At 65.4% G+C, this 12,568-nt stretch carries 12 protein-coding genes; 1 reads left to right on the top strand and 11 read right to left on the bottom strand.

What is annotated here, in order from left to right:
- Positions 1-53: 53 nt before the first annotated feature.
- Both ACIGJG_RS02260 and clsB read right to left on the bottom strand, forming a co-directional pair.
- The gene (locus tag ACIGJG_RS02260; RefSeq protein ID WP_041679468.1) at positions 54-644 is read right to left on the bottom strand and encodes a TetR/AcrR family transcriptional regulator; all 591 of its coding nucleotides are present in this window, start codon (positions 642-644) and stop codon (positions 54-56) included.
- Between the two features lie 334 nt (positions 645-978).
- Entirely contained in the window at positions 979-2,307 is a 1,329-nt protein-coding gene (clsB, locus tag ACIGJG_RS02255) for a cardiolipin synthase ClsB (protein ID WP_011296634.1), read from the bottom strand.
- An 89-nt stretch (positions 2,308-2,396) separates the two neighbouring features.
- Here clsB and mobB point away from each other — a divergent pair, with 89 nt between their 5' ends.
- Positions 2,397-2,918: a molybdopterin-guanine dinucleotide biosynthesis protein B gene (gene mobB, locus ACIGJG_RS02250; RefSeq protein ID WP_011296633.1), complete on the top strand. Its 522-nt coding sequence runs from the start codon at positions 2,397-2,399 to the stop codon at positions 2,916-2,918.
- Here mobB and ACIGJG_RS02245 read toward each other — a convergent pair.
- The 9 genes from ACIGJG_RS02245 to ubiB all read right to left on the bottom strand — a co-directional run bounded on the left by ACIGJG_RS02245 (position 2,915) and on the right by ubiB (position 12,507).
- On the bottom strand, positions 2,915-3,700 hold the full coding sequence (locus ACIGJG_RS02245) for an endonuclease/exonuclease/phosphatase family protein (protein ID WP_041679466.1): 786 nt from the start codon (positions 3,698-3,700) through the stop codon (positions 2,915-2,917). The genes mobB and ACIGJG_RS02245 overlap by 4 nt on opposite strands.
- Positions 3,700-4,170, bottom strand: coding sequence for a dihydroneopterin triphosphate diphosphatase (nudB, locus tag ACIGJG_RS02240; RefSeq protein WP_041679811.1), 471 nt, complete (start codon positions 4,168-4,170; stop codon positions 3,700-3,702). Before nudB ends, ACIGJG_RS02245 begins: the two co-directional genes overlap by 1 nt.
- 71 nt (positions 4,171-4,241) lie before the next feature.
- The gene (locus tag ACIGJG_RS02235) at positions 4,242-5,135 is read right to left on the bottom strand and encodes a hypothetical protein (protein WP_049796443.1); all 894 of its coding nucleotides are present in this window, start codon (positions 5,133-5,135) and stop codon (positions 4,242-4,244) included.
- Between the two features lie 224 nt (positions 5,136-5,359).
- The gene (aspS, locus tag ACIGJG_RS02230) at positions 5,360-7,168 is read right to left on the bottom strand and encodes an aspartate--tRNA ligase (RefSeq protein WP_011296629.1); all 1,809 of its coding nucleotides are present in this window, start codon (positions 7,166-7,168) and stop codon (positions 5,360-5,362) included.
- Positions 7,169-7,214: 46 nt separating this feature from the next.
- Entirely contained in the window at positions 7,215-7,952 is a 738-nt protein-coding gene (locus ACIGJG_RS02225; protein ID WP_011296628.1) for a DUF502 domain-containing protein, read from the bottom strand.
- A 13-nt stretch (positions 7,953-7,965) separates the two neighbouring features.
- Complete coding sequence (locus ACIGJG_RS02220) at positions 7,966-8,310, bottom strand: FmdB family zinc ribbon protein (RefSeq protein ID WP_140948955.1); 345 nt, start codon at positions 8,308-8,310, stop codon at positions 7,966-7,968.
- A gap of 195 nt (positions 8,311-8,505) precedes the next feature.
- A complete protein-coding gene (locus tag ACIGJG_RS02215; RefSeq protein WP_140948956.1) occupies positions 8,506-9,942 on the bottom strand; it encodes a high affinity choline transporter 1 in 1,437 nt (478 codons plus the stop codon).
- A 321-nt stretch (positions 9,943-10,263) separates the two neighbouring features.
- Positions 10,264-10,887 (bottom strand): methyltransferase domain-containing protein, encoded by a 624-nt coding sequence (locus tag ACIGJG_RS02210; RefSeq protein ID WP_483672704.1) that lies wholly within the window; start codon positions 10,885-10,887, stop codon positions 10,264-10,266.
- Positions 10,888-10,929: 42 nt separating this feature from the next.
- Positions 10,930-12,507: a ubiquinone biosynthesis regulatory protein kinase UbiB gene (gene ubiB, locus ACIGJG_RS02205; protein WP_483672703.1), complete on the bottom strand. Its 1,578-nt coding sequence runs from the start codon at positions 12,505-12,507 to the stop codon at positions 10,930-10,932.
- Between the last annotated feature and the right edge of the window lie 61 nt (positions 12,508-12,568).

Genomic DNA, 12,568 nt, shown 5'->3' with positions numbered 1-12,568 from the left:
CCGCCCGCGCAATGCCCGCAGAGAGCGGGTGCCACGGTCCGTACGCAGCAGCTTCAGGTACGGTAAGACTGAATCAGTTTATTGAGCGCGACCATGGCAAGTTCGGCGCTGTCCGGCAGGCGCAGGAAACGGGCGTCATGATGCAAGCCTAGTTCAAGGCTGTACATCTCGAACAGCATCAGGCGCGGATCGCAATCCGCGCGCAGGTGCCCCTCTTCCTTGGCCTGGCCGATGGCACGCGTCAGCGCGGCACGCCAGATGGTGACGCTCTTGACCAGCTCGTCACGCACCAGGCTTTCCGCGCGGTCGTCGTACTCGACCGCACCGCTGATGTAGATGCATCCCGTCGTCACTTCCTGGATGCGTTTCTCCATCCACCGGCGCACCATGGACCATAGCCGGGGCAGCCCGCGCGGCTCGTGCAGCGAGGGGTAGAACACCTCCTGCTCGAACCGCCGGTGATACTCCCGCACAACTTCCACCTGCAGGTCTTCGCGCGAACCGAAATGCGCGAAGACGCCGCTCTTGCTCATCTGCATGCGTTCCGCCAACAGGCCGATGGTCAAACCCTCGAGCCCGTCGCGGGACGACAGTTCCAGTGCGGCATCCAGAATCGCCACGCGCGTCATCTCACCCTTACGCATCGGCGCGGGAGAGGCGGTAGCGGATTCGAGACGGGCTGACTGGTGTCGCATAGTTAATTCTCCGTTCTTGTGACGCCTTCACTGGGCACCACATATGACCCTGACGTTGCTTAATTGCCCGCGGCGGCAGCAAAATGCCGGAATTCGCCGCGTAAGCACGCAGTCTAAGCCAAAAAAGAACGGTCGTTCAGATTATTCTGGCGCGACCCGTTGCCATCAAGCTTTTAATTAGACCCACGTTTCTAAACCGACTGCGTTGCAACATCAACACGCAGCCTGATGCCATCAGCCGCGCAGCCCCTGTCATGCTGCGGGGCAATATCGGCGTGCCGTTTCAATAGCGCCCCGTCACACCGGCAATAACGACGCCAAGACGCAACACCATGTAGGCGGCCCAGTTCGCCACACGGTGCACCGCCGAGCGCCGGGCATGCGCCTCCGGCATAACGCGCACGCTGCGCTCGGCAATGGCGCGCTCCAGCTGCGTGCGCAGGACGGCGGCGAAGGCAGGATCATAGACGCAGACGTTGGCCTCGCGTGCGAGCAGCAGGCTGAACGGATCCATATTGCTGGATCCGACCGTGGCCCAGGATTCATCCACCACACCGACCTTGGCGTGCAGGAAGCTCTGCGCGTACTCGTAGATCTCGATGCCGGCATCAAGCAAGCTCGCGTACAGCGCGTGCGTGGCGAAATGCTGCAGCCGGTATTCGACGCGACCCTGCAACAACAATCGTACCCGCACGCCGCGCTTGCGGCAGGCCAGCAGCGCGCGCCGCATCTTGTGGCCCGGCAGGAAATACGCGTTGGCGAGAATCACGTCGTCGCGCGCAGCACCCAGCGCGTGCAGATATTCGCGCTCGATGGTGCGGCGGTTGCGCAAGTTGTCCCGGAGGAGAAGCGCCGCCCGCATGCCGCCTTCCGTATCGCGCCGCGGCGGCAGGTCGGTCACAAGCGGGTATCCCGCTGCCGCGCCCGCCAAACCAACGTCATGCAGTTCGGCGCGCAGCGACAGCCGCCACCAGAGGCGCTCCGCCGTCAGCGCAATGCGGTCGACCAGCGGGCCGCGCACTTCCACGGCGAAGTCGTAGCGTGCCCCGAGTCCCTCCTGCTCGAACGGGCCGTGATTGTAGTCGTCGATGATGTTGATGCCGCCTACGAACGCTACGCGCCGGTCGACCACGGCAAGCTTGCGGTGCAGGCGGCGCAGGTGCCTGCGCGCCAGCCGGAAGCCGCGCATCACGCGGTAGACACGCAGCTGCACGCCCGCGTCGCGCAGGCGCTGCATGAGTTCGGCAGACATGTCGCCGGCACCGAAACCGTCCACGGTCAGCCGCACGGCTACGCCACGCGCCGCGGCCCGGATCAGCGCATCGCTGACGGCGCGCCCGACGTCGTCGTCGGCGTAGATGTAGGTTTCAATGATGACCTGGAGAACCGCCGCGTCGATCGCCTCGATCAGCGCTGGGAAGAAGTCGCGCCCGCCGCACAGCAGCCTTACCTGATTGCCGCCGACCGGCTTGCCGTGCCGTCCGGCCCAGCGCAGCAGACGCCGCCGCCCCGCGCGTGCTGCGGGACCGGCGCTGTCATCCCGCGCCGCAACATGCGCCGCGCCGTTGGATCGTGCGGCATTCGGTGGGTCGGTGTCGGATATCCGTGACATGATGCGATTATGGGACACACGCCGCCATCTGCACATGGGGCGGTGCATCTCTGCTATCGTCGATCACTCATGCACCAAGGGATAGCACTGTGAAGGTATTCGGCATCACCGGCTCCTCCGGCAGCGGCAAGACCACGCTCCTGGACGCGCTGATCCCGCGTTTTGTCGCCACCGGCATGCGCGTCAATGGCATCAAGCATACGCATCACGGCTTCGATCCCGACACGCCGGGCAAGGACTCCTGGCGAATGCGCGAGGGGGGCTGCCGCAACGTGGTGCTGGTCGGCGCGCGCCACATGACGCTGATGCGCCACTACCCCGAGGATGTGCCCTCGCCCGAGCTGGACGAAGCGCTGGCCGTGCTGCCCGCGGATACCGACCTCGTGCTCGTCGAGGGCTACAAGCGCAGCGATTTCCCCAAGCTCGAAGTGTTCCGCCCGTCGCTGGGCCGCGCGCCGCTGTGGGACGAGGTGCCCGGCGTCGTAGCCGTCGCCACCGACGCGCCGGACGCCGTCGCGCAGCTCACATCGCTGCCCGTGCTGGATCTCGCCGATCCGGACGCCATCTTCGCGTTCATCCGGGCCAGCCTGGAAGCGCCGGAGACTGCCTAAGCCGCCTTGCCGGCTGCGGGGCTGTCGCTATCGTCGTGATGGGCTGCCCCGTGCGCCAGTTCCGCGACCAGCGGCACATGGTCCGAGCGCTGGGCCCAGTCACGCCCGGTGAGCGCGTGTGCGCGTTCGATTTCGAAGCCGCGCACGTAGATGCGGTCAAGCTGCCACCACGGCATATGGCTGGGAAACGTATGCAGCCGCGCGCCGCGTGCGTGCGAGGCCTCCACCGCGCCTAGCGTATTGCAGATCTGCGAGTCGAGCCGGTGGTTCCAGTCGTTGAAATCGCCGGCAATCACCAGCGGCGCGGTGGACGGCACCACGGTTCGCACGCGCTCGACCAACGCTTCCGCCTGACGCGCACGGCTGCGTGCGAACAGGCCGAAGTGAACGCAGATCAGGTGTGCTTCCACGCCGTTTACGTCGGCCACCGCATGCAGCAGCCCCCGCTGCTCGAACCGGTGATCCGAGATATCGAGGTTCTCCGACATCAGGATCGGGTGGCGCGACAGGATCGCATTGCCATGATGGCCGTGCTCGTAGACGGCATTGCGTCCGTACACCGAATGCGGATAGGAATCCGTGGCCAGATAATTCAGCTGCGTGTGGTCCGGGTCGAACAGCGCCGCGGCGACCAGGCGGTCATTGCGGTCCTGCACTTCCTGCAGGAACACGATATCCGCATCCATGGCATGCAGCCCCGCGCGCACGTTCTGGATGCGCGGGCGGCGCGCGATGCCGGTCACGCCTTTATGGATGTTGTAGGTGACCACGCGCAACTTCATCATTCGGCTCCACAAACGGCCGGCCGGCCCGCGACGCGCCACGCGAGCTGGCGCACCGCCTCGGCGTTGCTGCTCGAGAAGCACTGCTGCGCCGCGACTTCCCATGGCAGCCATTTCGACTGCAGGTGCTCGCGCGGCGCCAGCGTCACAGGCAGCGGTTCCGATACGCACAACCCGAACCAGTGTTCGGTATTGCGCGTGACGCCAGCCTCATAGCGGTGGCGCCATTGCGGATAGATTTCGTACTCGATGGTGTGCTGCCAGTCGGCAAGCTGGTGCTCGCCGGCAATGATGCCGGTTTCCTCGAACACCTCACGCGCGGCGGTGAGCGCCAGCGGCTCGTCGACGGTATCGAGGCTGCCGGTCACGGACTGCCAGAAGCCCGGCCGGTCGGCGCGTTCGAGCAACAGCACTTGGAGATCTGGCGTGTAGATCACGACCAGCACGGATTCAGGGATTTTGTAAGGCATGGAACCGAGTCCGATGGACATCCCCAAGGATAGCGCAGCCTAGCCCGCTTGCCACGAATAGCCGCCCGCATTCAGGCGGCGTTTCGATGTGCCTCGGCGTCCATCGGGTCGACGCGCAGCCACGTGTCGAAGACATCCGGCGCGTCGCCGTGCCCCCATGCCTCGCGCAGCTGCTGCATCAGCGGCGCCAGCGATTCGCGGTAGCGCTGCGCGGCTTCGCGCGCCTGGAAGGCCAGGTCTTCGGCACTGGCCTGCGCCTGCTCACGCAACACGCCACGCTGCTGGGCGATTTCCTTCTCGCGCTGGCCCAGCGCGTTGTACTTCTGGATCAGGAAACGCTGGTAGTCGCCGGCTTCGACACGCTGCGCCGACTGGGCATTCGCCTGTTCGAAGCGCAGCACGATGCTGGCGGTTTCCTGCTCGACGTGGGCGGCTTCGTCTTCCAGTGCCTGGAGGTCGTCCTGCCGGCGCTGGGCGTCGCGCCGGCTGTCCTGGATTCGCGCGGCTTCGTCTTCAAAGGTACGCTGTGCGAACAGGTAAGCCTGCACCACAGGCTGCGGCGCGACCACCAGCAACGGGTCGGCCCCGGCGGCGCGCTGGCCGGTCAGCAAGGCATCGTCAGGCAAGCGCAGGTTGCCCAGCTCCTCCAGCCAGCGGCCACGTGCCATCACGGCGGCCACGGTGTCCAGCGCCACGCGCCGCAGGGCGTCGGCGCGCTGCGAAGTGACCGGCTCCGCGGCCGGCACGCCGCTGGTCGCCTGCGCGGCAGCGTGGGCAACGTCCGGCACGCAGGCGGCCACTGTCGTCGCCACCGACTCCGACATGGCTTGCGCGGACTTGCGCACCGCGCGGCGCAGCTCGAAGCGCGCCAGCAACATCATCACCAGCCCAGCCACCAGCCAGGTCAGGATCGTCTCGGCATGGGCCAGCAGAAACTGGCGGATCAGGTCGGTATCCAGGTTCACGGCGTATTCCTCCCGCGCGCCGGCCACCTTCATCGCGGGGGCTCGGTCAACGCTCAATTAGAAAGAGACATTGCCAGCCGCGGCCATGTTCCGGCCAGTAACAAATAGAAACGTCGGCACGCAGGCCAGCCACGGATCACTTGCGTCCGCAAACGTCCGCAGGCATCCATAAACGAAAAAACCGCGCACGCGGCGCGGTTTTTCTTCAGCCAGGGCCGTCAGGCTCAGACCGTGGTCTTCGGCTCGGTGGCGCGCAGGCGGATATGCAGCTCGCGCAGTTGCTTCTCGTCGACGGCGCTCGGGGCCTGCGTCAGCAGATCCTGGGCGCGCTGGGTCTTCGGGAAGGCGATCACGTCGCGGATCGAATCGGCTCCGGCCATCATCGTGACGATACGGTCCAGGCCAAAGGCCAGGCCACCGTGCGGGGGCGCGCCGTATTGCAGCGCGTCAAGCAGGTAACCGAACTTGGCACGCGCCTCTTCGTCGTTGATCTTCAGCGCACGGAACACCTTGCTCTGGATATCCGAACGGTAGATACGGACCGAGCCGCCACCCATTTCCCAGCCGTTCAGGACCATGTCGTAGGCCTTGGCGATGCACTTGCCCGGATCGGTTTCCAGGTACTGCATGTGCTCGTCCTTCGGGCTCGTGAACGGGTGGTGCATGGCCACCCAGCGGGCATCTTCCTCGTCGTACTCGAACATCGGGAAATCGACCACCCACAGCGGCTTCCACACGTCTTCGAACAGGCCGCTGGCCTTGCCGAATTCCGAGTGGCCGATCTTCAGGCGCAGCGCGCCGATGGCGTCGTTGACGACCTTGGCCTTGTCGGCGCCGAAGAAGATGATGTCGCCGTCCTGGGCGCCGGTGCGCTTCAGGATTTCGGTAATTGCCGCGTCGTGCAGGTTCTTGACGATCGGCGACTGCAGGCCATCACGGCCCTTGGCCACTTCGTTGACCTTGACCCAGGCCAGGCCCTTGGCGCCGTAGATACCGACAAATTGCGTGTAGGCATCGATCTCGCCGCGCGAGATCGCGCCGCCGCCCGGCACGCGCAGGCCGACCACGCGGCCGTTGTCGCTGTTGGCGGGACCCGAGAACACCTTGAAGTCGACGTCCTTCATCACGTCGGTCAGTTCGGTGAATTCGAGCTTCACGCGCAGGTCCGGCTTGTCCGAGCCGAAACGGGCCATGGCTTCGCGGAACTCCATCACCGGGAACTTGGCATCCAGGTCGACATCGATGGCGTTCTTGAACACCGTGCGCATCATGTCTTCGAACAGGTCACGGATTTCCTGCTCGGTCAGGAACGAGGTCTCGCAGTCGATCTGCGTGAATTCGGGCTGGCGGTCAGCGCGCAGGTCTTCGTCGCGGAAGCACTTGGTGATCTGGTAGTAGCGGTCAAAGCCCGAGACCATCAGCATCTGCTTGAAGATCTGCGGCGATTGCGGCAGCGCGAAGAAGTGACCCGGGTTCACGCGCGACGGCACCAGATAGTCGCGGGCGCCTTCCGGCGTGCTCTTGCCGAGCATCGGGGTTTCGATGTCGATGAAGCCTTGCGCGTCCAGGTACTTGCGCACTTCCATCGCGACCTTGTAGCGCAGGCGCAGGTTGTACTGCATCTGCGGGCGGCGCAGGTCCAGCACGCGATGCGTGAGGCGCGTGGTTTCCGACAGGTTGTCGTCGTCGAGCTGGAACGGGGGCGTGACCGAGGGGTTCAGCACGGTCAGCTCGTAGCACAGCACTTCGATCTTGCCCGAGGTCAGGTTGGTGTTCTCGGTGCCGGCCGGGCGCGGACGCACCTTGCCGGTAATGCGGATGCAGTACTCGTTGCGGATCTCTTCGGCGGCCTTGAACATTTCCGGGCGGTCCGGATCGCACACCACCTGCACCAGGCCTTCACGGTCGCGCAGGTCGATGAAGATCACGCCGCCATGGTCGCGGCGGCGCTGAACCCAGCCGGTCAGGGCCACTTCCTGGCCCGAGAGTTGTTCGGTCACCAGACCGCAGTAGTGAGTACGCATGGAGGACATAGGATATTTCCCGGTAATACGTGACCGCCCGCCAGGCGGCCCGTGATCAATTGGTATGCGAAGGATCGGCCGTCTCGACCTCTGCCTCGCGGCCGGCGCCGGCGCCGTTCGTCGTGGCAGGGCTGACGGGATCCGCCGGGCGGCTCGGGCCGCCGTTTTTGCGGGGCAGGTCCGCCGGTGCCACGACGCCCATCGAAACGATGTACTTGAGCGCGGCATCGACGGTCATGTCGAGTTCGATGGTGTCGGCCTTGGGCATCATTAGGAAGAAGCCCGAGGTCGGGTTGGGCGTGGTCGGCACGTAGACGCTGACGTATTCGCCCTGCAGGTGATTCTGCACGTCGCCGCCCGGACGGCCGGTCAGGAAGGCGATGGTCCACGAGCCCTCACGCGGGTACTGCACCAGCAGCGCCTTGCGGAATGCATTGCCCGACGACGACAGCAGCGTGTCGGAGACTTGCTTGACGCTCGTGTAGATCGGGCCCACCACCGGGATGTGGCCGAGCAGCGCTTCCCACCAGCGCACCAGTCGCTGACCGATGAAGTTGTGCGCGAGCAGCCCGACCAGCAGGATGCACAGCAGCGTCAGGATCGCGCCGAGGCCGGTCACGCGCTTGCCGAACAGCAGCTGGTCCGGACGCCAGGCCTCGGGCAGCAGCGCCAGGCTCTGGTCCATGGTGCCGATGATCAGGCTGAGCACCCACAGCGTGATGCCCAGCGGCACGAGCACCAGCAGCCCGGTCAGGAACCAGGTCTTCAGCGCGGAGGTTTTCTTTGCGACCACGGCCAGCCTGCGATCAGTGGCAGGCGCAGGCGCTGCCGCAGCCGCCGGCGGCAGGTGCCGCAGAAGCCGTAGTGCTGGCCGACGACTCGGTCGAAGCCGCCGCAGGGGCAGCCGCTGAGTCCCCGGTTGCGCCGGACGTCGCCGCGGCGCTGGTGCCGCCGCTGCCGCCGCTGCCGCCACGGAAATCGGTCACGTACCAGCCCGAACCCTTGAGCTGGAAGCCAGCCGCGGTGAGCTGCTTCTTGAAGGTCCCGGCGGTGCCGCACGACGGGCAATCGGTGAGCGGGGCATCGCTCATCTTCTGCAGCACATCGCGCCCGTGGCCGCAGGCGTCGCAACGGTAGGCATAGATCGGCATGATATTTATTTCGCGAAAAACTTGGATCGGAACGGTGCGGGCACCGTCCGCGCGACCGCGCACGACGATGCAAAGCCTTGAATTATAAACCCTTACGGGATCGCCTGACGGGAGGAAATGCGGGCACAAAGCGGCACACCTGGCCGCCGGGGGCCAGGATCGGGCAGTCCAGGCGTCGCCGCGCCGGGAAGGCGGTCAGGCGATATGCACTTCCTTGACCGGCGCGTGATCCGCAATCCACTGCGGCAGCAGCGAACCGACCACCATGCCGCTGATCGAGAACGTCAGGCCGACCATCTGCGGCGGCACGGTCGCATCGGCAAACGCGATCTCGCACGTCAGCCACGAGGCCAGGCCCAGCAGGATGGCGGACAGGCCGCCCTGCCGCGTCGCCGGCTTCCAGAACATGCCGAAGGCGAGCGGCACGAACGACGACACCAGTGTGACCTTATAGGCATTTTCGACCATATGGAAGATCGAAAGGTGCGAGTTCAGGGCGAACAGCGTCACGGTGGCGGTGAATACCAGCACGACCGTCTGCATCACACGCAGGAACTGCTTGTCTTCGAGGTGGCGGAAATACGGCCGCAGGATGTTCTCGGCAAATGTTACGGACGGTGCCAGCAGCGTCGCCGACGCGCAGCTCTTGATGGCCGACAGCAGCGCGCCGAAGAACATCACCTGCGCGAACATCGGAGCGTGTTGCAGGATCAGCTGCGGCAGGATGAGCTGGGAATCCGCGTTGATGTACTTTTCCACCATGCCCGGATCGATCAGCGTGGCCGAATAGGCGAGGAACATCGGGATGAAGGCGAAGAAGAAATACAGCACGCCGCCGAGCACCGACGCGCGGCCGGCGATCTGCTCGGTGCGCGACGATGTCACCCGCTGGAACACATCCTGCTGTGGGATCGAGCCGAGCATCATGGTGAACAGCGCCGCGGCAAACCCAACGATCTGCACCAGGTCCAACGACGGCAGGAACTCGAACTTGCCGGCCGCCGCGGCGTGCGACACCACCGCCGTCACGCCGCCGGCCTGGCCGCTGACCTCGTAGCCGATATAGAGCATGCCGACCACGATGATGATCATCTGGATGAAGTCCGTCACCGCGACCGACCACATGCCGCCGAACAGCGTGTACACCAGCACGCTGGCCGCGCCGATCATCATGCCGGCGTCCTGCGACAGCGCGCCGTCGGAAACCGTATAGAACACGAGACCAAGCGCCTTGATCTGCGCCGCCACCCAGCCCAGGTAGGACACCACGATGCACAGGGTGGTCAGCACCTCGGCCAGCCGCCCGTAGCGGTTGTGGTAGTAGTCGCCGATGGTGAGCAGGTTCATCCGGTACAGCGGCCGCGCAAAGAACAGGCCCACCAGGATCAGGCACAGCGAAGAGCCGAACGGGTCGGATACGACCCCGGACAGGCCCTCTTTCAGGAATACCGCGGGAATGCCCAGCACGGTTTCGGAACCGAACCAGGTGGCAAAGACGGTGGCGGTAACGACGTAGAACGGCAGGCTGCGCCCGGCGACGGCGAAATCGGTCGTGTTGCGCACGCGCAGCGCCGCCCACAGGCCGATGCCGACCGAAATTACCCAGTAGATGATGACGAACCAGATCAGCATGCCGCTGCCCTATGCAGAAATTGCCCTTGTGGCGAAAAACCGAATGCCGGGCTGACGGCTGAATCTGGCGCCTGTCTGCCCGGAGTCCAATTCATCGGTCGGGGCCGCTTGAGGGGCATTGTGGCGGCCGTCCCGGAGCGGGATGGCGCACTTGGCCTGCGGTCGTAGCCGAATCAAAACGCGGATTATAGCGACGCTGACATTGGCGGGCGAAAAAAATTCCCCCGGCCCTCGTGAATTCACGCTGACGTGCATCCTGCCCGGCACCGCGCCTCGCAAACCTGTTGCGTCGGCGCGCCACCTGTGTAGCCTGCGTTCGCGTCAGTCAGCCCGGCGGCGCCAGACCTGCCAGCGCTCCTGCCCTTCGAAGACGGGCAGCGGCGCGGCGGAAGGACGGTCATCGATCCGCTCGAACGCGGGTTCCAGCAGGGCATCTAGCTCGGACGCCGGCATGGCGAACGGTGGCCCGCCACGCTTGTCACCCAGAAAGAAGTAGCCGGCCAGCAGGCCACCCGGCGGCAGCAGCGCCGCCACACGCTCCGCGTAGGATTCACGCAGAGGCGGCGGCAGCGCGCACAGGAAAGCGCGCTCGTAGATCAGTTCGCAGGCCGGCTCGGGCGTGAAGGCAAAGAAATCCGCCTCGCGCACGATGGCGCCGGCGGGGCCCAATGCGCGCTTGGCCGACGCGACTGCCTGCGGCGAGAAGTCGATGGCGGTGACCGGCCAGCCGCGCTCGAACAACCAGCCAGCCTCCCATCCGTTGCCGCAGCCCGGCACCAGCGTCGGGCATGGTGCCCGGCCGGCGATGAATTGCTGGAACTCCTCAGGCACGCCATGCATGTCCCACGGCGTGAAGTCCTGCTCGAAGCGCTCGTCCCAGAATGCCGGATCCGCCGCATCGCGCGTGGTAAATGAAGGCGGAGTCGGAGCCTTGTCGGCGGTCATGTCGTATCTCCTTCGAAAGCGCAGAACTGCCGCTTCAGCCGCTTACCAGTAGCCGATCCAGCCGAGCACATGCGTGAGCACGATACCGGCGACAAAGCCGCCCACCAGCAGCAATGCCGTGCCGACCAGCCGGTTGGTGCGCCGCTGCTCCGTGAGCAGCTGCGCGAGCAGCCGTTCCTGCTCGCCGTTGGTATTGAGCGCACGGCGCTCCAGGAACTGGTGCGCGAGGCGCGGGAAATCGGGCAGCATCTTGGCCCACAGCGGCGCCTCGACCTTGATCCGTTCCCACGCGCCCTTCCAGCCAACCTGCTCGTGCATCCAGCGCTCGAGGAACGGCTTCGCGGTTTTCCACAGGTCCAGGTCCGGGTCGAGCTGGCGGCCCAGGCCTTCGATATTGAGCAGCGTCTTCTGCAGCAGCACCAGCTGCGGCTGGATCTCGACGTTGAAACGGCGCGAGGTCTGGAACAGGCGCATCAGCACCATGCCCAGCGAGATTTCCTTGAGCGGCTTGTCGAAATAGGGCTCGCAGCAGGCGCGCACCGCGCTCTCCAGTTCCTCGACGCGCGTGTCGGGCGGCACCCAGCCCGATTCCACGTGCAGCAAGGCCACGCGGTGGTAGTCGCGGCGGAAGAACGCGATGAAGTTTTGCGCGAGGTAGTTCTTGTCGAACTCCGACAGCGCGCCCACGATGCCAAAATCCAGCGCAATATAGCGGCCGAAGGTCTCGGGCTGGACCGACACCAGGATGTTGCCGGGGTGCATATCGGCATGGAAAAAGCCGTCACGGAACACCTGCGTGAAGAAGATCTCGACGCCCTCTTCCGCTAACTGGTGCATGTCGACGCCGGCCGCCTTCAGCGATTCGGTGCGCGAGATCGGGATGCCATGCATGCGTTCCATCACGAACACCGTGCTGCTGCACCAGTCCCAGAACACCTCGGGCACCAGCAGCAGGTTGGTATCGGCGAAATTGCGCCGGAGCTGGCTGGCGTTGGCCGCCTCGATCATCAGATCGAGTTCATCGTGCAGGTACTTGTCGAACTCCGCCACGACCTCGCGCGGCTTGAGGCGCTTGCCGTCAGCCCAGAAGCGCTCGAGCCAGGTGGCCAGGTCGCGCATCAGGGCCAGGTCGCTGTCGATCACCGGCAGCATGCCGGGGCGCAGCACCTTCACCGCAACTTCGCGGCCGTGGTTCGGCCCCCCTTTCAGCGTGGCGAAGTGCACCTGCGCGATCGAGGCGCTCGCGACCGGCTGGTGCTCGAAGGTTTCGAACAGATCCGCAAGCGTGCGGCCGAGCGAACGCTCGATGATCTTCACGGCGACGGCCGAGTCGAACGGCGGCACCTGGTCCTGCAGCAACGCCAACTCATCGGCGATGTCCGGCGGCATCAGGTCGCGCCGCGTCGACAGCACCTGGCCGAACTTGACGAAGATCGGCCCGAGCTTGGTCAGCGCGAGCCGCAGCCGCTCGCCGCGCGGCATATCGAGCTTGCGCCCGATGGTCATGACGCGGACCAGGAAGCGGATCTTGCGGTTCTGGAAGCCGGACAGCACGAGCTCATCGAGCCCGTAGTACAGGATGACGAAAAGGATCTTGCCGAGGCGCAGAAGGCGGGTCATGCGGCGGTATTCAGGGAACGGTGGTGCTGCGCGACGCGGGCAGCAGCGAAAGATGGCGTCA

Source organism: Cupriavidus sp. C1SS-2L (assembly GCF_057073735.1).
This window is presented reverse-complemented; position numbering and strand designations above follow the sequence as displayed.